The sequence below is a fragment of the Achromobacter sp. 77 genome, from assembly GCF_020541125.1.
GTDB classification, from domain to species: domain Bacteria; phylum Pseudomonadota; class Gammaproteobacteria; order Burkholderiales; family Burkholderiaceae_B; genus Achromobacter; species Achromobacter mucicolens.
In genome coordinates this window covers 344,683-371,535 of the sequence record NZ_CP059848.1, presented here as the reverse complement: position 1 = coordinate 371,535, position 26,853 = coordinate 344,683, and the positions used below count along the sequence as shown (strand labels likewise).

At 67.6% G+C, this 26,853-nt stretch carries 22 protein-coding genes and 1 tRNA gene; 6 read left to right on the top strand and 17 right to left on the bottom strand.

What is annotated here, in order from left to right:
- Positions 1-49 precede the first annotated feature (49 nt).
- Positions 50-967 (top strand): LysR substrate-binding domain-containing protein, encoded by a 918-nt coding sequence (locus H4P35_RS01685; RefSeq protein WP_056319294.1) that lies wholly within the window; start codon positions 50-52, stop codon positions 965-967.
- An 81-nt stretch (positions 968-1,048) separates the two neighbouring features.
- Here H4P35_RS01685 and selD read toward each other — a convergent pair whose 3' ends face one another.
- Entirely contained in the window at positions 1,049-2,110 is a 1,062-nt protein-coding gene (gene selD / locus H4P35_RS01680) for a selenide, water dikinase SelD (RefSeq protein ID WP_226847801.1), read from the bottom strand.
- Between the two features lie 137 nt (positions 2,111-2,247).
- Between selD and H4P35_RS01675 the strand changes: the two genes are divergently transcribed.
- Positions 2,248-3,357, top strand: coding sequence for a transglutaminase-like domain-containing protein (locus tag H4P35_RS01675; protein WP_226847800.1), 1,110 nt, complete (start codon positions 2,248-2,250; stop codon positions 3,355-3,357).
- A 26-nt stretch (positions 3,358-3,383) separates the two neighbouring features.
- Entirely contained in the window at positions 3,384-3,923 is a 540-nt protein-coding gene (locus H4P35_RS01670; RefSeq protein WP_226847799.1) for a TlpA disulfide reductase family protein, read from the top strand.
- Between the two features lie 342 nt (positions 3,924-4,265).
- Here the strand turns inward: H4P35_RS01670 and H4P35_RS01665 are convergent.
- The 7 genes from H4P35_RS01665 to fdnG form a co-directional block, all read right to left on the bottom strand.
- Positions 4,266-4,361: transfer RNA gene (locus H4P35_RS01665), tRNA-Sec, on the bottom strand.
- Positions 4,362-4,373: 12 nt separating this feature from the next.
- On the bottom strand, positions 4,374-6,392 hold the full coding sequence (locus tag H4P35_RS01660; protein ID WP_226847798.1) for a SelB C-terminal domain-containing protein: 2,019 nt from the start codon (positions 6,390-6,392) through the stop codon (positions 4,374-4,376).
- Positions 6,389-7,819, bottom strand: coding sequence for an L-seryl-tRNA(Sec) selenium transferase (selA, locus tag H4P35_RS01655; RefSeq protein ID WP_226847797.1), 1,431 nt, complete (start codon positions 7,817-7,819; stop codon positions 6,389-6,391). The genes H4P35_RS01660 and selA overlap by 4 nt, the downstream gene beginning before the upstream one ends.
- A 24-nt stretch (positions 7,820-7,843) precedes the next feature.
- Positions 7,844-8,776: a formate dehydrogenase accessory protein FdhE gene (gene fdhE, locus H4P35_RS01650; protein WP_063953043.1), complete on the bottom strand. Its 933-nt coding sequence runs from the start codon at positions 8,774-8,776 to the stop codon at positions 7,844-7,846.
- Between the two features lie 84 nt (positions 8,777-8,860).
- Positions 8,861-9,493: a formate dehydrogenase subunit gamma gene (locus H4P35_RS01645; RefSeq protein ID WP_062840087.1), complete on the bottom strand. Its 633-nt coding sequence runs from the start codon at positions 9,491-9,493 to the stop codon at positions 8,861-8,863.
- Entirely contained in the window at positions 9,486-10,385 is a 900-nt protein-coding gene (fdxH, locus tag H4P35_RS01640) for a formate dehydrogenase subunit beta (RefSeq protein ID WP_226847796.1), read from the bottom strand. The genes H4P35_RS01645 and fdxH overlap by 8 nt, the downstream gene beginning before the upstream one ends.
- 10 nt (positions 10,386-10,395) lie before the next feature.
- Positions 10,396-13,464 carry a formate dehydrogenase-N subunit alpha gene (gene fdnG / locus H4P35_RS01635; RefSeq protein WP_175156437.1) on the bottom strand — a complete coding sequence of 1,023 codons (3,069 nt, stop codon included), beginning with the start codon at positions 13,462-13,464 and terminating at the stop codon, positions 10,396-10,398.
- A gap of 233 nt (positions 13,465-13,697) precedes the next feature.
- Here fdnG and H4P35_RS01630 point away from each other — a divergent pair, with 233 nt between their 5' ends.
- A complete protein-coding gene (locus H4P35_RS01630) occupies positions 13,698-15,299 on the top strand; it encodes a DUF1254 domain-containing protein (protein WP_226847795.1) in 1,602 nt (533 codons plus the stop codon).
- Positions 15,300-15,376: 77 nt separating this feature from the next.
- Positions 15,377-15,883 (top strand): acyl-CoA thioesterase, encoded by a 507-nt coding sequence (locus H4P35_RS01625; protein ID WP_056319320.1) that lies wholly within the window; start codon positions 15,377-15,379, stop codon positions 15,881-15,883.
- A gap of 79 nt (positions 15,884-15,962) precedes the next feature.
- On the opposite strand, the gene H4P35_RS01620 is transcribed toward H4P35_RS01625, so the two are convergent.
- From H4P35_RS01620 to H4P35_RS01600, 5 genes are all read right to left on the bottom strand, one after another.
- A complete protein-coding gene (locus tag H4P35_RS01620) occupies positions 15,963-16,970 on the bottom strand; it encodes a sterol desaturase family protein (RefSeq protein WP_226847794.1) in 1,008 nt (335 codons plus the stop codon).
- Positions 16,971-16,972: 2 nt separating this feature from the next.
- On the bottom strand, positions 16,973-17,773 hold the full coding sequence (locus tag H4P35_RS01615) for a polysaccharide deacetylase family protein (protein ID WP_226847793.1): 801 nt from the start codon (positions 17,771-17,773) through the stop codon (positions 16,973-16,975).
- Positions 17,757-18,737, bottom strand: a complete 981-nt coding sequence (locus tag H4P35_RS01610; RefSeq protein WP_175211425.1) for a YncE family protein — start codon at positions 18,735-18,737, stop codon at positions 17,757-17,759. The genes H4P35_RS01615 and H4P35_RS01610 overlap by 17 nt, the downstream gene beginning before the upstream one ends.
- 197 nt (positions 18,738-18,934) lie before the next feature.
- The gene (locus H4P35_RS01605) at positions 18,935-19,783 is read right to left on the bottom strand and encodes a DUF2950 family protein (protein ID WP_226847792.1); all 849 of its coding nucleotides are present in this window, start codon (positions 19,781-19,783) and stop codon (positions 18,935-18,937) included.
- A 23-nt stretch (positions 19,784-19,806) separates the two neighbouring features.
- On the bottom strand, positions 19,807-21,288 hold the full coding sequence (locus H4P35_RS01600) for a DUF3300 domain-containing protein (RefSeq protein ID WP_226847791.1): 1,482 nt from the start codon (positions 21,286-21,288) through the stop codon (positions 19,807-19,809).
- Positions 21,289-21,517: 229 nt separating this feature from the next.
- Here H4P35_RS01600 and H4P35_RS01595 point away from each other — a divergent pair, with 229 nt between their 5' ends.
- Positions 21,518-21,955 (top strand): universal stress protein, encoded by a 438-nt coding sequence (locus H4P35_RS01595; protein WP_056319334.1) that lies wholly within the window; start codon positions 21,518-21,520, stop codon positions 21,953-21,955.
- 8 nt (positions 21,956-21,963) lie between these two features.
- Here the strand turns inward: H4P35_RS01595 and H4P35_RS01590 are convergent, their stop codons facing one another.
- The 4 genes from H4P35_RS01590 to H4P35_RS01575 form a co-directional block, all read right to left on the bottom strand.
- Positions 21,964-22,968 carry a 2Fe-2S iron-sulfur cluster-binding protein gene (locus H4P35_RS01590; RefSeq protein ID WP_226847790.1) on the bottom strand — a complete coding sequence of 335 codons (1,005 nt, stop codon included), beginning with the start codon at positions 22,966-22,968 and terminating at the stop codon, positions 21,964-21,966.
- Between the two features lie 11 nt (positions 22,969-22,979).
- Positions 22,980-23,459 (bottom strand): heme-binding protein, encoded by a 480-nt coding sequence (locus tag H4P35_RS01585; RefSeq protein ID WP_056319338.1) that lies wholly within the window; start codon positions 23,457-23,459, stop codon positions 22,980-22,982.
- Between the two features lie 29 nt (positions 23,460-23,488).
- A complete protein-coding gene (locus H4P35_RS01580; protein ID WP_226847789.1) occupies positions 23,489-24,949 on the bottom strand; it encodes an aldehyde dehydrogenase family protein in 1,461 nt (486 codons plus the stop codon).
- A 168-nt stretch (positions 24,950-25,117) separates the two neighbouring features.
- Positions 25,118-26,650, bottom strand: coding sequence for a hypothetical protein (locus H4P35_RS01575; RefSeq protein ID WP_056319341.1), 1,533 nt, complete (start codon positions 26,648-26,650; stop codon positions 25,118-25,120).
- Positions 26,651-26,853 lie beyond the last annotated feature (203 nt).

Below are 26,853 nucleotides of genomic sequence, written 5' to 3'. Positions count from 1 at the left end.
GTACTATTGCTCAAGCGACATTTCCGCCCGATACGCATGAGTTTTACGAATGCCATACCCCTTAGCGAAACTGCCTCCGCTTGATCTCGTCCGCGGCTTCGTCGCCGTCGGCCGGCGCATGAGCATCACGCTCGCCGCCCAAGACCTGCACGTCACGCAGTCGGCCGTCAGCCGCCAGATCCGCGCGCTGGAAGCGCACCTGGGCGTGCCGCTGCTGGTGCGGGGGTTTCGCAGCGTCACCTTCACCGCCGAGGGCGCGCAGCTCTTTCGCATGGCGGACGTCTGGCTGAGCCAGCTGGGCGATCTGACCGAGCAACTGCGCGCGCCCGAGCGGCGCACGCCCGTCACGGTCACCACCACCATCGGCGTGGCCTCGTTGTGGCTGCTGCCCCGGCTGGGCGACTTTCAGGCGGCGCATCCGGACATCGATGTGCGCGTGGCCGCCGACAACCGGCTGATCGATATCGACCGCGAAGCCGTCGACATCGCCATCCGCTACAGCGAGCGCAATACGGTGCCCGACGGCGCCCTGTGGCTCTTTGGGGAATCGGTGGTGCCCGTGGCGCATCCTTCGCTCAAGGCCCGCGAACTGGACGCCCGCGAACTGGCGCGCCACGTCCTGCTGGAGTTCGACGATCCCACGCGTCCGTGGCTGCAATGGCCGGAATGGCTGAGCGCGCGCGGGCTGGGGCGCGTGCGCGCCAAGGGCATGCTGCGCTTCAATCAGTACGATCAGATCGTGCACGCGGCGCTGGCGGGACACGGCATCGCGCTGGGACGGCTGGCGTTGATCGCGCCCATGCTGGCGGACAGGCGGCTGGAGGTCGTGGGCAGCCCGAAGGCCTGCGCCACCGAACACGCCTACTGGCTGGTGCGCAATGCGCGCCGCAGCACGCCCGACGCGGACGTCGTCACGCAATGGCTGGTGGAACAGGCAGCCGCGACCGCGCGCGATCTGCCCGATTGAAATCACGCGCCGCCACGGCCGCGCGTTGCAGCAAACCAAGCGGCGCGGCCGCGCATGCGAGGCGGCCGCGCGATTCGCCGGTCAGTCCACCACGACCTGCGGTTCGCCAGCGGTCATCTCGCCGATCACGGCAGCCTGATCGAAGCCCTGCTCATGGAAGATCTTGAGCACCGCATCGGCCGCGTCCGGCGCGCACGACACCAGCAGGCCGCCCGAGGTCTGTGGATCGGTCAGCAACGCCCGCTGCGTGTCCGAAACCCCTGTCCCCATACGCACGGATTCGCCATACGACGCCCAGTTCCGGCCCGAGGCCCCCGTGATCACGCCGTCGGCGGCAAATTCCTGCACGCCCGGCAGCCACGGCAGCGCCGCCAGCCGCACGCGGGCCGTCAGCTTGGCGCCGCGCGCCATCTCCAGCGCATGGCCCAACAACCCAAAACCCGTCACGTCGGTGATTGCGTGCACACCGTCCAGCGCGGCGAGCGCGGGGCCGGGGCGATTGAGCCGCGTCGTCGTGTCGATCATCACCCGATAGCCGTCCACGTCGAGCCGGTTCTTCTTCAGTGCCGCCGACAGGATGCCCACGCCCAGGCCCTTGCCCAGGATCAGCACATCGCCCGCGCGCGCGTCGGCGTTGCGCTTGATCTTGTCCGGGTGCACCAATCCCATCGCGGCCAGGCCATAGATGGGTTCGACCGAATCGATGCTGTGCCCCCCGGCCACCGGAATGCCCGCATCCGCGCACACCGATTCGCCGCCCTTCAGGATTTCAGCGATGACGCTGTGCGGCAGCACGTTGATCGGCATGCCCACGATCGCCAGCGCCATGATCGGCGTACCGCCCATCGCGTACACATCCGACAGGGCGTTGGTGGCGGCGATGCGGCCAAAGTCGAAGGGGTCGTCCACGATGGGCATGAAGAAGTCCGTCGTGGCGATAAGCGCCTGCGCATCGTTCAGCCGATACACCGCCGCATCGTCGGCGGTTTCGGTGCCCACCAGCAGGTTCGGATAACTGGCCGCGGGACCGAACCGCGCCAGCAGCGCCGACAGCACGCCCGGCGCGATCTTGCAGCCACAGCCGCCGCCATGCGACAACGAGGTCAGGCGCGGCACGTTCGAGGACGCAACATCCTGGGTCATCTCTATCTCCGTGGAAACAATCGAAAAAGGATAGCACCGCCCCCGCGATTGGCCCTATGATCGATCGCATGCAGCAACGGACGGCCGCCCGGCCACGGGCGCACCGATAGCCAATCTTCACCGTGCGTGGGGGCTTCATGGATCGCCGACACTTTCTCCGTTTCTCGGGCGCCGCGTGCACCGCCACGGCCGCCACCGCCGTGCTGCCGCACGCCGCGCGCGCCCAGCAGACCCCGGTCGCCACCGCGTGGCGCACCTACGAACTGACCACCGCCGTCAGCATCACCGACCCCGCCGCCCACACCCGAATCTGGCTGCCCGTGCCCTATGCCACCGACACGTCCTACCAGCGCGGCGTGCAGAACACCTGGCAGGCCAGCGGCGGCGGCGTCGCCACGCTGACCCGCGCGCCCGGCTACGACGTCCAGATGCTCGCCGTCCAATGGCCCGACGCGCAGTCGCCCCGCACCGTCACGCTGACCAGCCGCTTCCAGACGCGCAACCGCCGCGTCGACCTGACCCAGCCCCCTCCCGCCGACGCCGCGCGCGAGAGCGCAGCCGCGCTGCGCGAATACCTTCAACCGACCGCCCTCTTGCCCACCGACGGCATCGTCAAAACCACCGCCGAGCGCATCACCCAAGGCCACCAGGGCGACCTGGCGCGCGCCCGCGCCATCTACGACTGGGTGGTCGAAAACACCTGCCGCACTGCGTCCACGCGCGGCTGCGGCACCGGCGACGTGCGCTACATGCTCACCGCCAACGACCTGAACGGCAAATGCGCCGACATCAACGCGCTCTTCGTCGCACTGGCGCGCGCCGCCGGCATCCCTGCGCGCGACGCCTACGGCCTGCGCGTGGACAACTCGCAACTCGGCTACAAGAGCCTCGGCAAGGCCGGCGACGTCACCCGCGCCCAGCACTGCCGCGCCGAGTTCTACGCCGCCGGCTACGGCTGGATTCCCGTCGACCCGGCCGACGTGCGCAAGGTCATGCTCGAGGAACCGCCCGGTGAACTCCCGCTTACCGACGCCAAGGTCCGCGCCGCGCGCGTCATGCTGTTCGGCGCATGGGAAATGAACTGGGTCGCCTACAACCACGGCCACGACGTCGTCCTGCCCGGCACCGCGCACGGCCCCATCCCGTTCCTCATGTATCCCAACGGCGAAACCGCCGCCGGCCGCCTGGACAGTCTCGATCCCGACAGCTTCAGCTACCGCATCACCGCCAGACCCATCGCCATCTGACCGCCACTTCCTTGCGGGAGTCCGCCTTGATCAGCCGCCGCCGTCTCCTGCAAACCAGCCTGTCGCTGGCGGCCCTGCCCGCCTGGGCCCGCGCCGCCAGCGACTCCGCCTTGAAAACCGCCACCGGTCCCGATTGGGCCCCGTGGACCGCTCCCACCCCGCCCCTTGTCCTGCCGGACCTGTCCGGCCGCGAACGAAAGCTCTCTTCCTGGCGCGGCAACGTGGTCATCGTCAGCTTCTGGGCCACCTGGTGCGACCCCTGCCGCGACGAGATTCCCATCATGTCCACCATGGCCAAACGCCACCGCGAAGAAGGCCTGCGCCTCATCGCGGTCAACGTGGGCGAGTCCCCCGCCAAGATCACCGCCTTCCTGAAAAAATGGCCCGTCGCCGGCGCGGTCCTGCACGACCGCAACAGCACCGCCTCCAAAAAATGGGACGCCGCCGGCCTGCCCGCCAACTACCTGGTCGACCGCGGCGGCACGATCCGCTACTGGCATCTGGGCGAACTGGACTGGACGTCGCACAGCGTAAGCGGCGTGGTGACGCGCATGCTGCGCAGTTGATGGAGAGTGCAGCGACCTCCCGATCACTCACCGACCCAGCACGTGGTGGCGCGGGGTCCGTGTTGCGGGCCGTTTAGATGGCGCCCGGCGGAATCCGAAGGGAGCCGAAGGCGGACGAGGATGAGCACGGGGGAGTCCGGAGCGAAGGCTCCGGACCGCCATCGGAGGCCCGCAACGCGGACCCCGCGACGCCGCGGGCGGCAGAAGAACCACCCCGACGCAGACAAGAACAAACACGGCAGGGCGATTATCCGGGAGTGTCAGAGACCCGGAGCAGACACCCGGAGAAGGAAACCTTGGAATCCGCATCCGCAGAAGCACGCCAACGCCCCACAAAAAAACTGGCGGAAGGCAGCAGGAGTCGAACCTACCTGGGAACGTCTGACGCCCCCAACCGGGTTTGAAGCCCGGCCGTGCCGCCGGGCACGAATGCCTTCCGTCGCGGACCGCCTATGATACCGGCTCGGCGCGCTGCTGCATGGCTGCATAGGCGCTTTCGCCCCGCAGCACATGCGTATCCCGCACGCGCCGCGTATAGCCCACCCGATTGAAGAACTCCAGGATCTGGATCGCCCGCTTGCGCCCCAGCCCTGTCGCGTCCCGGAACACCGCCGCATTCAGTCCTTGCGGCTGCCCCGCCAGGTCCGCCGCCAGCGCCGCCAGCTTGCGCACCTGATCGCGGTGATAGAAAAGATCCTTCACCACCTGCGCCACTTCCCCTCGCCGCAACAGCTTGCGCAACAACTGGCGCACCGCATCCTCGGATACGTTCTGCATCCGGGCCAGATCGCGCACCCACGGCGGATCGAATGCGCCCTCATCCAGCAGCGGCAACAGCCGCGCCGCCAGCGCCGATTCGGCCTGTCCCAGCGTCGCCGTATGCGATGGCAGATGCAGCCACGGACCATTGCGCGCGATGCGGCCATCGCCTTGCAGTTCTTCCAGCAGCGACGTCCAGAGCGTGTCCGGCATCGCCGGCATCGCCATGCGCCGCAGCCGCGCGCTGTCCGGACCCGGTTCGTCCGGCGCGCCCTGGTGAAACGCCGCCAGCGCCGTTTCGGCCCGCTCGCGCAGCGCCGCCCAATGCGGCGCCAGGATCAGCGTGCGGGATCCCTGCGCATGGCGAGGCTCGATCCACCGCGCGCCCGCCGGGGTCGTGATCTCGTTGACCGGCCGGCCCGTCAGCCGCTGCAGCGCGGCCTCATCCAGGCCCTGCGGCGCGTGCGCCAGCACCGGCTGCAAACCGCCGCCATCCAGCATCTCGGACAACGCCTGCAACCCCGCCAGCCGCGACGCCGCGCGGCGCTTTCGGTCCGGCGCATTCGGATCCAGCACCCGGCCGCCGCCCACCGTGCGCGTCGCCTGCGCATTGCGCACGATGAAGCGATCACCCGGCATCGCGCATACCGGCTCGTCAAACACCAGTTGCACCCACCCCGACTGCCCCGGCTGCAGCGACTCCGCACTGATCGGCACCACATGCGCCACGTGGCGCGCCGCGCCCATATGCACGTGCAGCGGCGCCCAGGCCCGCACCGGCGCATCCGCCGACGGCAGTAGCGTCAGCGCCACATCCACGTGCTTCGAGGGCAGGAAACCGCGCGCGTCCGCAATCCAGTCGCCGCGTGAGATGGCGCTCTTGTCGATGCCCGCCAGGTTCAAGGCGCACCGCTGCCCGGCCGAGCCCGTCTCGCTGGGCTGATTCTGCGCATGGATGCCGCGCACCCGCACCCGCGTGCCGGCCGGCATCAGCCGCAGATCGACAGTGTCGTCGTCCGCCCGGACCTGGCCGGCATGCGCCGTGCCGGTCACCACCGTGCCGTGGCCGGACAAGGTGAACACGCGATCCACCGCCAGCCGGAAGAGACCGGTGGCTTCGCGCCGCGCCACCGCCTCGGCCTGCGTGTGCAGATAATCTTTAAGCGCCGCTACCCCCGGGTCACCCGACTGCGCCGCAAAATCCGCTTGAGCCGAATGCACCGCTTGCGCCGGCCGAGCCGCCTGCGTCGTCTGGCCCGCCTGGACCGCGCTCGTGCCAAACACCGGCGCGCCTTGCAGGAACGTGCCTTGCACCAGCGCCTCGATCTCGCCGCGCACGCGGTCCCGTTGCGCGGCGTCCGCGCGATCCGTCTTGGTTAGCGCCACCGCGCCGCGCCCCACGCCCAGCATCGCAAGAATCGCCAGATGCTCGCGCGTCTGCGGCATGACACCGTCGTCCGCCGCCACCACCAGCAGCCCGAAATCGATCCCGCTGGCGCCGGCCGCCATCGTGTGCACGAGCTTTTCGTGGCCCGGCACGTCGATGAAACCCAGCACGTCGCCATTGGCGAGCGGCGTGTACGCATAGCCCAGTTCAATGGAGATGCCCCGCGCCTTCTCTTCCTTCAGCCGGTCCGTGTCCACGCCCGTCAACGCCCGCACAAGCGTCGTCTTGCCGTGGTCGATATGCCCCGCGGTGCCGACGATCATGCCAGCGGCTCCGCCAGTTGCGCCGCGAAAGCGGCTTCGTCGCGGTCTTCCAGGCAGCGCAAGTCCAGCCACAACGCGTCATCCGCGATGCGGCCGATGACGGGCACCGGCAGCCGGCGCAGCAGCGTCTCAAGCCGGTCCAGATGCCGCCCGGGACGACCGCTGCCGGCGTAGCGCACGGCCAGACCATAACTGGGAAGCTGGTCGATCGGCAGCGCACCGCTGCCGATCTGGCTGAACATCGGCACCGCTTCCACCGCATAGCTGGACCCTGCCGCATGCGCCAGCACGCCGCGCAGCCGTTCGGCCTGCGGCTGGATATCGCGCATGGGGCGGGTCAGGAGGCGCAGCGTCGTCAGCCGCTGCGCCAGGAACTCGGGCGCGCGGTACAGCTGCAGCACCGGTTCCAGCGCGGCCAGCGTCAGCTTGCCCACGCGCAGCGCGCGCTTGAGCGGATTCTTCTTGATCTTGCGGATCAGGTCGGCGCGGCCTACCAGGAGGCCCGCCTGCGGCCCGCCCAGCAGCTTGTCGCCGCTGAACGTGACCAGGTCGGCGCCCGCCGCGATGGTCTCGCGCACGGTGTCTTCCTTGGGCAATCCGAACTGCGTCAGGTCCACCAGCGTGCCGCTGCCCAGGTCCACCGTGGCGGGCAGCCCGCGCGCGTGCGCCAGCGCGGCCACGTCGGCCACGCCCACGCTTTTCGTAAACCCCGTCACCGCGTAGTTGCTGCAATGCACCTTCATCAGCATCGCGGTCCGCGGGCCGATGGCGTTCTCGTAGTCGGCCGCGTGCGTGCGGTTGGTGGTGCCCACTTCGACCAGCTTGGCGCCCGCGCGCTTCATGATGTCCGGGATGCGGAACGCGCCCCCGATCTCGACCAGTTCGCCGCGCGACACCACCACGTCGCGGCGGTCCGCCAGCGCGTTCAGCATCAGCAGCACCGCGGCCGCATTGTTGTTGACCACCGTGGCCGCCTCGGCCCCGGTCAGCTCGCACAGCAGGTCGTCGATGAGGTCGTCGCGATCGCCGCGCCCGCCCGTGTCCAGGTCGAACTCCAGGTTGGCCGGCGAAGTCAGCGCGCGCAGCACCGAGGCCACCGCTTCGTCGGGCAGCAGCGCGCGGCCCAGGTTGGTGTGCAGCACGGTGCCGGTCAGGTTGTAGACCGCGCGCAAGCGCGGCTGCGCGGCCTGGTCCAGCGCCGCCGACGTGCGGGCCGCCACGGCGGCCGCGTCAAGCTCGTGGCGCGGCACGCCGCCGTCCAGCGCGCGTTTGCGCAGCGCCTCCAGGTCGCGGCGCAAGGCGGCCACCACCTGCGTGCGGCCGTGGGTGGCCAGCGCCGGCCGCAGCGCCTCGGCGTTCAACAGGCGGTCCAGCGAAGGAATGTCGGATGCCGCGGCCAAGCCGGCCCCGGACAGTTGATCGGCCATGCGAGACTCCGTCATCGAGAGGCGCTAGTCCTGCGCGCCATGCCACAGCAGCGGATTGCCGCTGGACCGCGAATACCCTGCCTCGCCCACCAGCACGTCCAGCATCAGGCTGGCAAGGTCGTCGGCCACCGGCTCCACGTACAGGTCCTTGTCCTGATAGAAGATCTTGCGATACGTGTGGCAGTTGTCGCAGGTTTCGGCCTTGATGGCGGGCGTGCGGCCCTCGATGGCCTGGTAGGCGACCTTCTCGACGTCCTCGCAATGCGAGCACTTCACGCGCACCATGTGCCATTGCGTGGCGCACAGGCTGCAGCACAGGTAGCGGTAGCCTTCGTACTGGCCGCCCACGCGGACGATGCTGGCCACGGGCAGGCTGGCGCAGACCGGACAGACCCCAAACGGGCTGGCGACAGGCAGCTGCTTGGGATCGAAGCGGTTGGCAAGGTCCGTCCAGTAGACCTGCAGCGCGGCCATGACGAAGGGCGCGGCGGCACTGTCCACGCCCTCGTCCTGCTCGGACAGCACGGCCTGGGCCAGGTCTTCGAGCGATTCGGGATCGTCGTCCAGCGCGCGGCGCAGCGCGGCGCAGACGTCGATCGCCTCGGCAGGCACACCGGGCGCGCGCGACACGTCGTCCAGCAATTGGCCCAGGATGCGGCGCCACAGCGGGTCGCGGGGCCAGCCCACAGCCTGCAGCGGCGGCATGCCGTGCGTCTGCGCCAGCGAAATGCGGTCTTCGGTGGCGGGCGGCGCGGCGCAGTCCTGCAGCGCGCGGTGCTGGGCATCGACCAGATGCGCCATCAGCAGCAGGTAGTCGCCGACCGGATTGCCCTCGGCCAGCTGGCGCAGGCGCGCGGCCCGCGCGGCAAAGACGGTTTGCCGCTCCGGCAGGGTGATGCGGGGAATGGCGTTATGGTCTAGCGCTTCGATCTCGCCGCGCGGAAGGATTCGCTGCAATTCTCGTCTCCAGAAAAACAAACACGGCTGCCAGCCTGCGAAGAGGATAACAGCCGTGCGATCACGACATGCCGGGCCAAAAAACTATTTCTTCACCTGCTCCCGGAACCAGGCGCGATGGTGTTTCCACGCCCAGCCGGCGGTGACATAGCCGCGCAGCATTGCCGTGAGCGACCCCTTTACCCAGATCGCCGCGTAAATATGCACAATGATCGCGCAAATCAGCACCAGCGCACAAACCGCGTGCAGCACCGATGCGGCGCGGACCACCCAGATCGGGAAGTAGAACGCGAAATATTCGCGCCAGATCACGATGCCGCTGACCATCAGCCCCAGCATGCACAGGATCAGCACGAAGAACAGCAGCTTCTGGCCGGCGTTGTACTTGCCGACCTCGGGCAGCTTTTCCTCGCGGTTCTCGACCACGTCATTGAGCTGCCTGAGCCACTGGCGGTCCGCGCGGGTCAGCAGGTTGTGCCGCCACATGTGTCCCGCGAACACGGCAAAGCACACGAACATCACGACCCCGATGAACGGATGCAGGATGCGCGTCCAGGGCCCGCCCCCAAACAGATTGGTCAGCCAGTACATCGACGGATGAAAGAGCGCCAGCCCGGACAGCGCGAGCAGGATGAACGTGAGCGCGATGATCCAGTGGTTGGTGCGCTCGCCCGGGGTGTAGCGCTTGATGCGGCGATAGTGGTGTTCTTCACTCATGGCGCACCTCCTCTTCGGCTCGGCGTTCGTCTTCCTCGGTCACTTCGTTGCGGCCGACGCGCGCATAGTGGAAGAAGCCCGCCAGCGCGGTCAGCGCCATCGTGGCCAGGCCAAGCGGCTTGGCCAGCCCCTTCCACAGGGACACCATCGGACTGATCTGCGGATCTGCCGGCAACCCGTGGTACAGCCCGGGCTGGTCGGCATGGTGCAGCACGTACATGACGTGCGTGCCGCTCACGCCCGGCGGATCGTAGACGCCGGCCTGCGCGAAGCCCCGCGATTTCAGGTCCTCGACGCGTTCGGCCGCATGCTGGTGCATGTCGTCCTTGGTGCCGAAGACGATGGCGCCGGTGGGACAGGCCTTGACGCACGCGGGCTCCATGCCGACGGCCACGCGATCGGAACACAGCGTGCACTTGTACGCCTTGTGATCCTTCTTGGAGATGCGCGGAACGTTGAACGGACAGCCGGTGATGCAGTAGCCGCAGCCGATGCAGTTTTCCTCGTGGAAATCCACGATGCCGTTGTTGTACTGGATGATGGCGCCCGGCGAGGGACAGGCTTTCAGGCAGCCCGGATCCTCGCAGTGCATGCAGCCGTCCTTGCGGATCAGCCATTCCAGGTCGCCGGCGGGGTTCTCGAATTCCGAGAAGCGCATGACGGTCCAGGAATGCTCGGTGAGGTCGGCCGGATTGTCGTAGACGCCCACGTTGACGCCAATCTCGTCGCGCAGGTCGTTCCATTCCATGCAGGCGCTCTGGCAGGCCTTGCAGCCGATGCACTTGGAGACGTCGATCAGCTTGGCGACCGAGCCCGTGACGGGTTCACGGATGCCCGGCGGCGGCGTGGTGGTGGCGGAGCGCCGCTTGATGTCCAGGGATTGCATTGACATGTCGGTTCTCCTATACCTTTTCGACCTTCACCAGGAACGACTTGAACTCCGGTGTCTGGGAGTTGCCGTCGCCCACGAATGGCGTCAGGGTGTTGGTGAGGAAGCCCGGCCTGGCGATGCCCACGAAACCCCAGTGGATCGGAATCCCGACCTGGTGCACCGTCTTGCCCTCGATGACGAGCGGACGGATGCGCTTGGTGACGAGCGCCACCGCCTTGATGTAGCCACGGTTGGACGACACCTTCACGCGCGAGCCGTTGGGAATGCCCAGCTCCTTGGCCAGCGCCTCGCCGATCTCCACGAACTGCTCGGGCTGCAGAATCGCGTTGATGCGGACGTTCTTGGTCCAGTAGTGGAAGTGTTCCGTCAGCCGATACGTGGTGGCCACATACGGGAAGTTCTCCACCGTGCCCATCGCCGCCAGGTCATCCTTGAAGATGCGCGCGGCCGGGTTGCTGGTGACGCCCTTGGCCTTCGGATGCAGCGGGTTGTAGCCCAGCGGGTTTTCAAAGGGCTCGTAGTGTTCCGGGAACGGCCCTTCGGCCAGGCCCGCCCGCGCAAAGAAGCGCGCCACGCCTTCCGGGTTCATGATGAACGGCCCCATGCCGCCTGCGGGGTTCTCGTCGCCCTTGAAGTCGGGGATGTCGGCGCCCACCCAGGCGCGGCCGTTCCAGGACACGACGCTGCGCCGCGGATCGAACGGCTTGCCTTCGAGGTCGCACGAGGCGCGGTTGTACAGGATGCGGCGGTTGGCTGGCCACGCCCAGGCCCAGTTCAGGGTCTGGCCGATGCCGGTGGGATCGCTGTTGTCGCGGCGGGCCATCAGGTTGCCGCTGGGACTCCAGGCGCCCGCGAAGATCCAGCAGCCGCTGGCGGTGGACCCGTCGTCGCGCAGCTCGGCAAAGCCTGCAAGCTGCTCGCCGCCGCGACGCATGATCTTCGCCGGATCCTTGGGATCCGCAAGATCAACCAGCGCGCGGCCCGTGTATTCCTTGGCCAGTTCCTCGGCCGTCGGGTTCTGCGGATTGGAATACGGCCACGACAGGTTGACGATGGGATCGGGGTACTTGCCGCCCTCGTCCTGGTACAGCTTGCGCAGGCGCGTGAAGATGAGCGCCATGATCTCGATGTCGCTCTTGGCCTCGCCCGGGGGTTCGGCGCCCTTCCAGTGCCATTGCAGCCAGCGGCCGGAGTTGACCAGCGCGCCGTCTTCCTCGGCAAAACAGGTGGTGGGCAGGCGGAAGACCTCGGTCTGGATCTTGGACGGATCCACGTCGTTGGCCTCGCCGGCGTTGCGCCAGAACTCGGACGTTTCCGTGACCAGCGGGTCCATGATGACCAGGAACTTGAGCTTGGCAAAGCCGTCGTTCAGCTTGGCCTTGTTGGGCGCCGCGGCCAGCGGGTTGAAGCCCTGGGCGATGTAGCCGTTCATCTTGCCCTGGACCATGAGCTCGTAGACTTGCAGCATGTCGTACAGCTTGTCCAGCTTGGGCAGGTAGTCGAACGCCCAGTTGTTCTCGGCAGTGGCCGCGCCGCCCCACCAGGCCTTCATGAGGCTGACGTGGAACTTGGGATAGTTCTGCCAGTAGCTCAGCTGGTTGGGACGCAGCGGCTTGAGCGTGCGCGTGTCGATGTACTTGGCGTAGTCCTGCTCCGGCTCGTTGGGCAGCGTCATGTAGCCCGGCAGCAGGTTCGACATCAGGCCCAGGTCGGTCAGGCCCTGGATGTTCGAGTGCCCGCGCAGCGCGTTCATGCCGCCGCCGGCGATGCCGATGTTGCCCAGCAGCAGCTGCACCATCGCGCCGGTGCGGATGATCTGCGAGCCGATGGAGTGCTGCGTCCAGCCCAGCGCGTACAGGATCGTGGCGGCCCGGTTGGTGGTGGCCGTGGACGCGAGCATGTCGCACACTTTCAGGAACTTGTCCTTGGGCGTGCCGCAGACCCGCTCGACCATTTCGGGCGTGTAGCGTGAATAGTGTTTCTTGAGCAGCTGGTACACCGAACGCGGATGCTGCAGCGTGGGATCGGTCTTGACGTAGCCGTCGTCGCCGCGCTCGTAGTCCCAGCTTTGCTTGTCGTAGGTACGCTTTTCGGCGTTGTAGCCCGAGTACAGGCCCGCGTCGAACGCGAAGTCCTCGCGCACGATGAACGAAAAGTCGGTGTAGTTGCGCACGTATTCATGCTGGATCTTGTCGTTATCCAACAGGTACTTGATGACGCCACCCAGGAAGATGATGTCGGTGCCGGTACGTATGGGCGCGTAGAAGTCCGCCACGGATGCCGAACGCGTAAAGCGCGGATCCACGACGATCAACTTGGCCTTGTTGTGGGCCTTGGCTTCAGTGACCCATTTGAACCCGCAAGGGTGGGCCTCGGCGGCATTGCCGCCCATGATCAAAACTATGTCCGCGTTCTTGATGTCGACCCAATGGTTCGTCATCGCTCCACGGCCAAACGTCGGGGCAAGACCTGCCACCGTCGGGCCATGTCAGACACGGGCTTGATTGTCGAACGCCAGCATCCCCATGCTGCGCACAGTCTTGTGCGTGATGTAACCGACCTCGTTGCTGCTTGCCGAGGCGGCCAGCATGCCGGTGGTCAGCCACCGGTTTACCGTCTTGCCGTCCGCGGTCTTCTCGACGAAGTTCGCGTCGCGGTCGGCCTTCATGAGCTTGGTGATGCGGGTCAGGGCTTCGTCCCACGACATCCGGACCCATTTGTCCGAGCCGGGCGCCCGGTATTCCGGGTACTTCAGGCGGTTCGGGCTATGGATGAAGTCGATCAGGGCCGCGCCCTTCGGACAGAGGGTGCCGCGATTGACGGGATGGTCGGGGTCGCCTTCGATGTGCATGATGCTGGCGCGGGCGTTCTTCGAGCCATCGCCCAGGCCGTACATCAGCAAACCGCAGGCGACCGAACAGTAGGGACAGGTGTTGCGCGTTTCGGTCATGCGCGCAAGCTTGAACTGGCGCACCTCAGCCATGGCCGTGCCGGGGGCAGCCCCCAGCATGGCCAGGCTGGAGCCCGCCAGCGTCGCACCGGTCACCTTGAAGAACTGGCGGCGATTCATGTTGACCATGAAGCACTCCTCTCCTGGTGAATGAAGGAAGCGAAAACGACTAGGACAAAAAGCCCTACAACTTCCAAGGGAATGTGAGGAAGTATAGGCCTTCAATATGGGGTACGCCATGCCAGCCGGCGCGTCAGACCGGCGCTCTGGTCTGAATTTGACGGCAAAAGGCGCTTACTTCGCAGATTTTGTCGCAGTGCAGCACTGCTACGATGCCCGGCATTGCATGACTTGGAGCGCCGATGCGCCGCCTTGCCCCCTTGGCCCGAACCCTTGCCCTGTCGCTGGCCATCGCGCCCTGCGTGCTGGCGCCGCAGGCGTCCGTCCACGCGGCGCCCGCATCCCAGTCGCCCGCTGCCGCCGCCACCGAGGCGGCGCAACAGGCGGCGATGGAAGGCTATCTGTATTTCTATCCGCTGGTCGTCATGGACCTGACGCGCCGCCAGTTCACCCATCCGGCGCAAGGGTCGCAAGGCGCTGCGCCCAACACCTTCGCGCACGTGCGCACCCTGCCCCGCGCGGGCGAGGCCACGCCGTGGTCGAACTTCGATGTGCTGCGCAGCACCGCTTGGCTGGACCTGACCGACGGACCCGTCGTGCTGTCCGCGCCCGACACGGCGGGCCGCCGGTACACGCTGACGCTGCTGGACATGTGGACCGACGTCTTCGCCACGCTGGGCACGCGCACCACCGGCACGGCGAAGGGCAACACCGCCATCGTGCCACCCGGCTGGACCGGCACGCTGCCCTCCGGCATGGCCCGCATCGACGCGCCCACCGCCCACGTCTGGGCGAAGGTGCTGATCGACACGCGCGGCGGCGCCGACCAGGCAACGGTCAACGCCTTGCAGGACGGCTTTATCGTGACGCCGCTGGCGCAATGGAACCTGCCCGCGCAGGCGCCGCGCCCGAAGCCGGACCCGTCCCTCGATCTGAAGATTCCGGCAAGCGAACAGGTGGACGCCATGCCGACCGACGCGTTCTTCACCTATGCGGCCGAGTTGCTGCGCAAGCATCCGCCGCACGCGACGGACCAGCCGGTCCTCGTCCTGCTGCGGCGCGTGGGCCTGGCGCCGGGCCGTCCGTTCGACTTCGACAAGCTTGACCATTCCGCCAAGCAGGGCATGCGCCGCGGCGTGCGCGCGGCGCGCGACCGCATGGCGGCGGCGGCAGGCCACTCGCTGCGCGCCACGAACGGCTGGCTGCAGGAAACCGCCAGCATCGGCGTGTACGGCAACGACTGGCTGCGCCGCGCGCTGGCCGCGCAGGCGCAGCCGGGCAGCGGGTTGCCCGAGGACCTGACCGTGCAAGTGCTGGCCACCGACAGCGAAGGCGCGCTGCTGGACGGCGCCCACGCATATACGCTGCACATCGCCAGCGACCAGTTGCCCGACACGGGCGCGTTCTGGTCGCTGGCCGCCTACGACGGCCAGGGCATGCCCGTACCCAACCCGGTCAACCGCCACGCGCTCGGCAGCCGCGATCCGCTGCGCTACAACGCGGACGGCTCGCTGGACCTGATTTTCAGCAACACCGCGCCGGCGCCCGAGGACCAGTCCAACTGGCTGCCGATCCCCGCGGCCGGTCCGGTCGGCATGCTGCTGCGCGTCTACACCCCGGGTCCGGCGGTGCGCGATGGGCTGTGGACGGCCCCGGCCGTGAGCCGGATCGCAACGGAAGGTGAGGAAGGTGCGGCCGGCGATCCGGCGGCCGGCGATCCGGCGGCCGGCGATCCGGCGGCCGGCGAACCGGGGGCCGGCCAACCGGGGGCCGGCCAACCGGGGGCCGGCCATCCGGCGGCCGCCGCAGAGACGCCGGCCGCGCCGACCCCCAAGAAACCCTGATCCGCCGCGGAAATACGGCGCGATGTCATGCGCCTGCCGCTACCATTAGCCTTTTATTCATGAATGAGCCGCCCGCCATGGACGACGCCTTTAGCCACCAATTGTCGATGACCATCCTGATGACGCCAGACATGGCGAATTTCTCAGGAAACGTACACGGCGGAACCATCCTCAAGTATCTGGACCAGGTGGCCTACGCCTGTGCCAGCCGGTACGCCGGCCAATACGTAGTGACGCTGTCCGTGGACCAGGTGGTATTCCGCGAACCGATCCACGTGGGCGAGCTGGTGACGTTCCTGGCCGCCGTGAACTACACGGGCCGCACCTCGATGGAGATCGGCATCAAGGTCGTCACCGAGGACATCCGCAAGAAGCTGGTGCGTCACACCAACAGCTGCTATTTCACGATGGTTGCGGTGGACGACAAGGGCGCCCCGACGGCGGTGCCGCCGCTGGAGCCGCGCACGCACGAGGAAAAGCAGCGCTTCAAGGCGGCCGGCCTGCGCCGCGAACTGCGTCAGGAAATGGAACGCCGCCACGGCGAGATCAAGCGCGAGACCACGCACGACACGCCGGGCGCCTGATTGCCGCGTGGCGGCCTGGCAGTTGTCCGGCCGCTACCCGATTCGCCCCCGCCGCTGGACAGCCAGCTGCGGGGGTTTTTCATGCGCGTTCGGCGCCGGCGGGCGGCACCGGCGGCGCGGCGGCCGGTTCGCGGTCGCGGCCGATCATGCGCTTGATGCCCAGCCATTGCTGAGACCAGAAGCTCCGGCCGTAATCGCGCCCGCCCAGTTCGGCCTGCTGGTCGTGGATGCCGGTGGGGCCGTACCCGACGCCAAAGCGCGCGGTGCGAAACAGCACATCCCAGATCGGAAACAGCGCGGCAAAGTTGTAGCCGCCGGCCGGCCCTGGCGAGGAGGCGTCGTAGGCGATGGAATGGTGATGGCGATGAAAGCGCGGGCTGACCAGAAGGCGTTCGCCCAGCGCGCCGAAATGCATGCGCAGGTTGGCGTGCGAAAAACTCTGCGCAAGCTGGGTGATGGCCACCACCATCACGAACTGCGCGGGCGGCACACCCACCAGTTGCGACACGAACACGATGAGCACGTCGCGCAGCATGTCGTCCAGCAGGTGGTTGCGGTCGTCGCTCCAGATGGTCATCTGGCGCTGGCTGTGATGCACGGCATGCAGCGCCCACAGCCAGCCGAAGCGGTGCTGGGCGCGATGGTAGAAGTAATCCACCGCATCGAACAGCAGCAGGTAGATGATGAGGCTGACCCACGCCTTGTCCGTCACGCCGGGCCAGTACTGATCCAGCTGGAAGGGCGCGAAGCCCCACACGTGAAGCTGCCCGAAGACGCTGTCCCAGAAGGGATCGATGGTGAAGAACAGCACGAGCCGGAATGCGCCCAGGCGGTGAATCAGCGTGTACAGCACGTCGATGCCGATCTGGCGGCGGTCGGTGACCGGTTCGACGGGACGCAGGCGCTGCAGGGGCCCGAAGACCAGCACCAGCACCGCAATTTGAAGCAGGCCCACCAGCAGCCACATGGTGGCATCGTAGCCGTCTTCGATGAAGTTGCTCAGGCCCAGGTGGAACAGCGCGGGCTGAATCGCCGTCTCGAAGAGCCATTGCTGGCATTCCCCGAAGAGTTGGCTAAGCGTATCCATGATCAGTGATGCGTGGCGATCCAGTCGCGATAGGCCGGATGGGTGTTCAAGGTAGCGAAACAATAGCCCTTGCGCTGCAAACCTTCAATCAGCGGTTCCAGCACGGCGGGCGCCCAGGGATCCTGACGCGACCAGATGCCCAGGTGCGCCAGCAGGATGTCGCCGGGCTTGATGGTGCGCAGCGCCTGGTCCAGCAGCTTGGCGTTGGGGTATTTGTCGCTGGGCAGCTCGTCGCCCAGGAAGCCCGCCGGCGACCAGCCCACGTGCTCGAAACCGCAGGCCTTGGCCGCCTTGAGCAGCGCGGGCGAGGTCTTGCCGCCGGGCGCGCGGTACAGCGGCAGCATGGCCTTGCCCGTCATCTGGCGGAACCGCTCGGCGGGGCGGCGGATCTCGGCGCAATACTGCTCGGCCGTCCACTCGGCGCGCTTGCCCGCGTCGGGACCGGCGCTGGGTTTGACGCGGAACTTGCCGCCCGGCAGGTCGCCCTGCCAATAGACGTGGTCGTAAGTGTGCGAGCCGAACGCATGGCCTTCGGCGGCGCGCGCCTTCCACCAGGGCGCCCAGACGTCGTCCAGGCTGGCGCCGTCGGTCAGCGTGCGCTCGTTGGCCAGAAAGAAGGTGACCTTGACCTGATGGTGGGCCAGCACGTCGGCCACCAGCGGGGCAACGCCCATGTGACCGGTGTCGAACGTCAGGTACACGGGCTTGTCGCAGGTGGCCTGCGGCGCCGCGCCGGCCGCCGCGGTCGTCAGCGCCAGAAACAGGGCCGCGAAGCGGACCGCTCCCTTAGCGGGTCGGCGCATGGTTCAACGTCCAGACGCCGTGCGGCGACTTGCCCACGGGCACCTGATTGACGACCTTCTTCTGTTCCAGGTCCACCACCGTGAGCTTGCGCGCCCAGCGCGAGGTGACCAGCAGCGTCTTGCCGTCGGCCAGCACGTCCATGCAGTCCGGGCCGCCCGGCACCGGGAAGGTGTCCACGACCGTCAGCGTCTGCATGTCGATGCGGCTGATGGAGTTGGCAGTGCGGTTGCTGACGAACAGGTGGCGGTGGTCGCCCTGCGCCCGGAAGGCGTGCGCGCCCGGTGCGGTCTGGATGCGCTTGACCAGCTTGGCCGGGCCATTGCTGACGTCATAGGCTTCCACGTACGAGTCGCCGGTCAGCGCCACCAGCAGCGTCTTCTGGTCGGGCGTCAGGAACACGTCGGCGGGCGTCTTGCCGACGGACACCGTCCACTTGGGGGTCTGCGTGGCCAGGTCGATGGCGATGAGCTGATCGCTGTCCTGCAGCGTGACGTAGGCCGTCGTGCTGTGCTTGTCGATCATGATGTGGCTGGGCGTCTTGCCCGCCTGGATGCGCTTGACCAGCGTCAGGTCAAAGCCCTTCTCCAGCGGCTTCCAGGCATAGATGTCGATGTGGTCCAGGCGGTTGGCCGCCGTGACGAACCACTTCATGTCCGGCGAGAACTGCAACTGGTAGGGATCGACGATGCCGGTCAGCGTGCGCTGCACGTCGCCCGTCTTGGGATCCATCAACGTGATGGTGTCGCCCGTGGCGTTGGCCACCATGAGCGACTTTTCATCGGGCGTCAGATACAGGTGATGCGGCTCTTTGCCCGTGGGCACGCGGCGCAGTTCCTTGTAGGTGGCCGGGTCGATGATGCTGACGTTGGCGTCCAGGGAGTTCAGGACAAAGATCGGGGCCGAAGCCGCCGCGGCGCTAAGCGCCATCCCCACGCCGAAAACGGCGTAGCGGAGGAAAGACATGGGGTTCAATTTGGAGATCCGGCAAAGGGAAATCGGGCAGTCACCCGGTGCTCGCCATTGTAGGCACAGCCGCCTGACAAAAGGGCCACAGGCAGGCTTGTGAATGCGGCGCAGCAAGGGCGTGAGGGGCAAACCCGCACGCCTGTTGCGACCCCGCAACAGGCCCGTGAAATGGGCGTCATATGGCCCCGAAAAACCTATCTGACGGGCACGGCCTGGCCGTTCGCGTCGACCCAGTTTCCGGTGCGGATATCGGCCTCCCGCAAGGCGGCCGCGCGCGCCGCCGACGACGGCCCCAGATCGCTTTCCAGGACGCCGCCTTCCGGGCCGACGACGAACGTGCCGATCCCGGTCTGCCCGTACCGCGCGGGCCATGCGACGATGCGATACGCGTTGTCCGGTCCGCCCGGCAGCACCTTGTAGCGATAGCCGAAATAGGCGTCGTCCACGGGCACGTCGGGGCCCATCGCCAGCGCGTCCGGTCCGAGCGCCTGCTGGGGCGCGCCCGGCACGTCCGGCCAGTAAAGACCGTCGCGCTCGCCGGCGCGGCTGACCAGCCGCATGGCGTACCGGCCCTGCCCCACTCCTTGGGCGTAGCGCGTCTGCGCGGCCTGCAGTTCCTGCAGTGTTTCGATGGCGGTCAGCTCGTTGCGGTCGATGGCGCGGCGCTGGATCTCCGCCTTGCCCGCCACCGGGTCGAAGCGCCATCCCTGGCCGGCGCGCACCAGCGGCACCGGCAGCGTCCAGCCCGACTCACCCACCGCCACCCACGCCCGGCCGCCGTCGGCAACGATGTCGTGCTTACGCGCCCACGCCGCCAGGTAGCGATAGATGTTCTCCTGGTCGACGCCGCCCGGCACGAGCTGCCGGTGGTTCGGGCCCAGCACTTTTCTCAGGGCATCGACGTCGTTCAGAGCCAGCGAATCGGTGAACGCCTGCGCGGCGGCCTGCGCGCTGGGATACACGGCCTGCGACATGGCGGGCGCCGATGCGCCGAGCGCAAGGGCCAAGGCAAGACACAGCGCGCGCAAACGGGCGATCGTCATAGGTAGTCCCTTGTCCATGATGCTTATCTCCGGCCGCCGCCACCGCCACGGCCGCCCCCGCCGCCGCGCGGGGCGCCTGCGCCACCGCTGCGGTGAGGTGCGCTGGCGCCAGTGCTGCGTTGTCCGCCGCCGCCGCGGCTCATCTCGCCGCGCTGGTTCTGCTGCCGCATGCGGTCGCCGTCGCCCGCCCCGGAGAGGGCGTTCTGGCTGTTCGATGCCCGCGCCCGGTCGCGCGCGGCCGCTTCGTCGGCGCGCTGGCGCTGTGCCGCCGCCTGGCGGTCCTGCGTGGAGACGCTGCCGGTCGATATGCTGGCGCCGCGATCCTGCGGACGGTTCTGGGTGGAGACGCTGGCGCCGCGATCCTGCGGACGGTTCTGGGTCGACACGCTGGAACTGCGATCCCGCGCGCCCTGCCCCGCTTGCGGTCCCTGCCCCCGGCCCGCCGCGCCGTCGCCCCGCGCCGCGCCCTGGCCGCGCGAACCATCCGCCCCGCCATGCCCCGCAATGGGCTGCCCGGTGCGGCCCTCGAAGGACTGCGCCGCCCGCTGCCGCGCGGCGTCGCGAGACCCCGCGGCGGGCGCCGTGCCCGTCGTCCGGGCCCCTGCGCCGCCCGACTGGGCCCGGCTCTGCAGCCCCGCCTGCCGCTGGCTGTCAAACCGCTGGCGGCTGGCCGAGTCCGCATACGGCGCGTTGCCCCGGTTGGCGGCGTTGTGCTGCCAGGTGGCCCGGTTGCTGTTCACGTTGTTGCGGTCGATGCGATTGTTGACGTTGATGTTGTTGTAGCGGTCCACATCGATATCAACGTCGCCGTGCCCCCAGTTGGCGTCGCCCCACAACGAATTGATCGCCGCCACGCCCACGCCGAAGCCAATGCCGGCCACAAGCGCGCTCCCGAACACCGAGCCCGGCGGCGGCGGATAGTAATAAGGGGGGTATGACGGATAAGCCCACGTGCCGTAGACGACCGTGGGGTTGTAACTGGGCACATAGACCACCTGCGGATCGGCCGGTTCGATCACCACCACGGTCTTCTCGTTGGCGGTGGTGTTCTTGACCGTCTGCTGCGGCGTGCTTTTCAGATTGCCTGCCTTTTGCGCCTGCGTGCGCAGCCGCTGGACGGCGTCCATCACGGCCTCGGGTTGCGCCAGGAAAGCGTCGCCCACGGACTTCACCCAGCCAGGCTCGCGGCCCATCATGTCCATGACCGAGGGAAAGGCGACCAACGACTTGACGCTGGGATCCCAGGTTTCGGCGTCCACGGCGCGCACGGCGTCGTCGCCGGACTGATCGGTGTGCGCGGCCGACCATTTGGCGGCGGCCGCGATGTCGTCCGGGTACGTGGACCCCATTAGGATTTGCGACAGCAGCGCGTCCGGGTACAGCGCCACGGGCGCCATGAGCTGATCGAGCTGCGCGTTGCTGAGCTTGGTCTGCGCCAAGGCGGGAAAACAGAGGGACAGCCCCAGGCACATCAGGCCGATGAACCACTTTTGCAGTCGCCGCATTTCCGTTCTCCGCACACAGCAAGACGCCACAAGCCAGGAGGGAACCGCCGGATATCGCCCGGTCAATATATGCCTAACGCCGGCGGTTTGGAAGCACTGCCGGAAGATGAACGGTGTCAGACACCGGCGCGCTCGCGGCTCGTCCTTTTGCACGCTGGTTTGCGTTCGCCCAGGGGCCTATACTGGATTCGCCGTTGCTGGACATTCCTTTTCCTAAAGGAGAGGCAACATGTACAGGCACTTGCTCATCGCCGTGGACGGTTCGCTGCTGTCCGAGTCGGCATTCAAGCGCGCGCTCGTTTTCGCCAAGGAAATGGGCGCCACCATCACCCTGCTGCGCGCCATTCCGGAAGACCATCTGCTGGTCTATCAGGCCGAGATGCTGGGCACAACCGAAGGGCACCACACCGACCAGGCGCGCCGGAATGCGCAAGCGTATCTGGACGGACTTGAGACCGAGGCGCGGCACGCGCTCGTGCCTTGTGAAGCGATCGTCATGGTGAACGACCATCCGCACGAGGCCATTGTCGAGACCGCGCAGAAGACCGGGTGCGACCTCATCGTAATGGGCTCGCACGGGCGGCACGGGATGACGGGCTTTCTGCTGGGCAGCGAGACGCAGCGCGTGCTGGCGCGCACGCGGCTGCCGGTGCTGGTGTATCGCTAGCCCGCCGCTCAGGCGGCGGCCAACGCGTGCTGGAAGGTGAAGCTGTCGGCGTACAGGTGATCCAGGCTGGCGCCCCGTTCGGCCAGCAGGCTTTGGGCCTGGCGGATCATTTCGGGCGCGCCGCATAGATAGAAGGCGTGCTCGGACAGGTCGTCATGATCGGCCAGGACGGCCTCCTGCACATAGCCGCGACGCCCCTGCCAATCGGCCCCCGCGCGCGACAGCACGGGCACGAAGTTGAATTCGTACAGGCGGGACGCCCAGCTTTCGATCTCGTCGCGCAGGTACAGGTCGGCTTCGGTGCGCATGCCCCAATACAGCGTCACGGGCGGGCAGTCCTCGTTGTCCAGCAGCGATTCGAGGATCGCCTTGATCGGCGCAATGCCGGTTCCCGTGGCCATCATGATGAGCGGGCGCCAATCTTCCTCGTGGTAGCTGAAGACGCCCAGCGGCGCCTCGATCTCCACGGGCGCGCCCGCTGCCGCCTGCCCCAGCCACTGGTCCGTGTAGCGGCCGCCGGGAATGCGCCGCACGTGAAAGTCGATCAGGTTGCCCGCGGGCGCCGAGGCCATGGAGAAACTGCGCGTCTCGCCGTCGGGCAGCACCACGTTCATGTACTGGCCGGGCACGTAGTCCAGCGCCTCAGGCAGCGCCAGCGTCAGGTGCACGACATCGTCGCAGAAGCGATGGATGCGGTGGATCGTGGCGGGGATGCGGCGGGGATCGGGAAAAACCTGCCGGCTGCTGGCCACGCTGATGCACAAGTCGCCGGCCGGACGCGCCTGGCAGGCCAGGGCAAAACCCTGTTCGGCCTCTTCAGGGGTCAGCGCCATGGGGAATTCGTCGTAGCGCACCGCGCCCGATTCCAGCTTGATGCGGCAGGTGCCGCAGCCGCCGAACGTGCATTCATGCGGCAGCTTCACCGATGACCGCTCGGCGGCCTGCAGCACGGTTTCGCCTTCTTCGACCTCGAAGGCGGTCTCGGTTTCCAGAATGTGCACGCGGTATGCCATGGCGCCCTCGCCTATTTCTTGATGTCCGCCTCGACCAGCACCTTCATGCCGCGCGGCTCCAGCAGTTCGCCCAGCGCGGCCAGCGCCGCCAGGCCGGCTTTGGTGTCCTGCTCGCCGTTGCCGCCGCTCAGGCCCACGCCGCCGATCACCTCGCCGTTCACGACGATGGGGAAACCGCCGACGAACACCGCGAACTTGCCGTCAAAGCTCCACTGGATGCCGAAGGCTTCGTTGCCGGGCAGCGCCGGGCCATTCGGCGGGGTGTTGAACAGGTGGGTCGAGCGCTTGTGGCCGGCGGCGGTGAAGGCCTTGTTCCAGGCGATCTGCGGACCGGTGATGCGCGCGCCGTCCATGCGCTCCAGCGCGATCGGATAGCCGCCATCGTCCACAATGCAGATCGATTCCAGGACGCCGATCTCCTGCGACTTGGCGATGGCGGCGCGCACCATGACGCGCGCTTCTTCGAGTTCCAGGCGATAGATCTGTTTCATGTGCAAAACCTCGGGTGGGGGATGGGCCGTCAGCCGGCGCGGTAGACGGTCTTGATCTGGGTGTAGAACTCCAGGCCCACGCGGCCCGACTCGCGGAACGTGGACGTGCTGGAATGCTTCAGGCCGCCGAACGGCGCGTTGATCAGATTGCCGGTGGTGGTGCGGTTGATCTTGACGGTGCCCGCCTGGATGTCCCGGGCGAAGCGGTGCGCGTAGCGCGCGTCGGTGGTGGCGATGGCGGCCGACAGGCCATATTCCGTGTCGTTGGCCTGGGCGATGGCGTCTTCATAGCCGCCGACCTCGATCAGCGCGATCACGGGCCCGAAGATTTCCTCGCGGGCGATGCGCATCTGTTGGGTCACGCCGGCAAAGAGCGCGGGCGTCACGTAGTACCCGCGGTCAAAGCCGGGACCGGTCAGGCGGTCGCCGCCATGCAGGTGTGTGGCTTCCTCCTTGCCCAATTCGATGTAGCCCAGCACGTTGTCCAGCTGCCGGGCGGTGGCCAGCGGGCCCAGGTCGAAGTTGCCTTCAAGGCCGTTGCCGATGGTCAGCGTGCGGATCTTGGCCAGCAGCTTTTCCGTGTAGGCCTGGCTGACCTTGCGATCGACCAGCACGCGGCTGGTGCCCGTGCAGGCCTGGCCGCTCAGCGAGAAGCCTCCCTTGACCGCCAGGTCCACGGCCCGGTCCAGGTCGGCATCGGCCAGCACGATCAACGGATTCTTGCCGCCCAGTTCCATCTGCGTGCGGGTGGTCAGCCCAGCGGTCCGGTGAATCTGCTCGCCGGCGGCAGTCGAGCCGGTGAACGAAATGGCGCGGACCTGGGGCGCCCCCGTGATGGCTTCGCCCACCGCGCCCGCCGGGCCGGTCAGGAAGTTCAGCACCCCGGCCGGCAGACCGGCGCGCACGAACGCTTCGGTCAGGCGATAGCCCGACATCGGCGCGTCGGAAGACGGCTTGAACACCACCGTGTTGCCCATGATGAGCGCGGGCGCAATCTTGCGCGCCGGGATCGAGATGGGGAAATTCCACGGCGAGATCACGGTCACCACGCCCAGCGGCTCGCGCTGGCTGTAGACGATCATGTCCGGGTCGTCGTTGACGAAGGTCTCGCCCGTGAAGGACTGTCCCTCGACGGCGTAGAAGCGGATCGTCTGCGCCGAGCGCAGCACCTCGTCCTTGGCCAGGTTCACGCCCTTGCCCTCTTCGCGGGTCAGTTCGCGCGCAATGGAATCGGCGTTGTCTTCCAGATGCTGCGCGGCCCGGAACAGGATGGCCGCGCGCTTGGAGATCGGCGTGTCGCGCCACGCGGCAAAGGCGGCCTCGGCGGCGTGCACGGCCTGCCGGGCGTCGTCGGCGCCGGACACCTGAAAGTGGCCCACGACGTCGTCGGTGTCGGCCGGATTACGGTTGGGCGCGGTCTTGCCCGTGCCGCTGGGCGTCCACTGGCCGCCGATGTAGTTCAAAAAGGCTTGCTGCGAGAGATCGTCCACGGGAGCGCTTCCTTGAGTTGGGTCCGGCGTGGCCGGGCGTGAGGCGGTCGGGCTAAGTTCAGAACATTGTATACTTTAATCACTGCGCGACGATCAGTGGAAACCCCACCCGATCCGGCAGCAAAAAGGCTCCCTCGCGGGAGCCTTTCCCCATGCGCGCGCTGAACATCAACGCCAGATCAGCACCGCGCAGGTGGTCGAAACGAACAGCGCAAGCAGCACCGGTAGCAACAGCGCGCGAACGAGCGACAACACGTTGACCCGCGCGAACCCCGCCACGGCGATCAACGACGACCAGGCAATCAGCGTGCCCCCGCCCGTCCACACCGCGCCCATCTGCCCCACCGCCGCCAACGTGGCGGGGTCCACGCCCACCACCGGGCCCAGCGCGCCGGACAGCGTGCCGGTGAGCGGCAGCCCGGCAAAGCCCGAGCCGTCGATGCCGGTGATCATGCCGACCAGGAGCACGCCGAAGGCGACCAGGAAGTGGTTCTCGGGGATCAGGTGCTGGGCTGCCGAAATGACTTCGAACAGCAGGCCGGGGGCCTGCGCCGGCGGCACGCCCAGGATCTGGGCGGCCGTCTCGTGGGCGCCCACGAAGAAGAAGCCGGCAATCGGCAGGACCGAGCCCATTGCCTTGAAGGCGAACACGAAGCCGTCGGTCACGTGCTCGGGGCAGACGTCCAGCATCTTGCGCGGGCCCTCGGCCGCCAGGGTCACCAGCATCATGACCACGAACGCCACGCCGCCCACCAGCGCCGCCGCATCGCCGCCGCGCAGCGCAGGCAGCGACGGAAAGAGACGCGGCAGCACCATCACCCCGATCACGGCCAGGAACGCCAGCGGCGTCACCACGGCGAACACCTTGGACCAGCGCACGCGGCGGCGCTCTTCTTCACTCAGCACCGGGCCGCTGGGCAAGGCCGGATCGGCGCCCATCGTGCCACGCGCGAGTTCCGCCTTGTCGAACGAGCCGGCCTGTTCGATCTTCGCCAGGCTGCCGTCCTGCGCGCGGGCCTGCCAGGCCGACAACAGGGCCGGATCGGCCGGCACGATCTGGCGGCGCACCAGCAGATAGGCAGCCACCAGCGCGATCCCGCCGGTGATCAGCGACAGCACGAGCGCGCGGTCTGCCACCACCGCCGCGCTGACGGCCGCCCCCGCCGCCTTGGCGCTGATGCTGGGCGCCACGCCGATGACGTAGTCGGAAGACAGGGCCATGCCCTGGCCCGCGATGGCGATGGCCATGGCGCCGGCCAGCGGCGGCAACCCGGCGGCAATGGCCGCGGGCAGCAGGATGGCGGACACCAGCGGCACGGCGGGCGTGGGCCAGAAGAACAGCGAGATCACGTAGGTACAGAGGGCGATGATCACGAAGGACGAATGCCCGCCCCGCATGACCCGCCGGAACGGCTGCACCATGCGCACGTCCGCCTGAAGCGTCTTGAGCGCGTTGAGCAGCGCCGTCATGAACGTGATGACCAGAAAGATGTTGAAGAGCTCCTTGGCGGCGACAAAGCTGGCCGAAAAGATGCCGATCAGCGCGCTGATCGGATTGCCCGTGATCGCCAGCACCACCAGAAACGTGCCGATGACCGATGGCACCACGACATTGGCGCGCAGGATCATCGTCAGGATGATGGCGGCCACGCTGATCAGGTAAATCCAATGAGCCGCAGTGAGCACGACGTCGGATTGCATGCGCTATTCCCCTTGTATGCGTGGCTGTTGGGTCGCCACACTCGGTATACTATATTTCGTTGAAGGCCATACCAATCGAAATATGCGCCGCCTAGGGAAATCGATAGTGCCGTTTTCGGACACCTTTTGGGCGAAAAATCAAGGGATTACCCTTAATTTTCAGGATTTGCCTGGCCGAGTGCGATTTCCTGGATAGACTATCG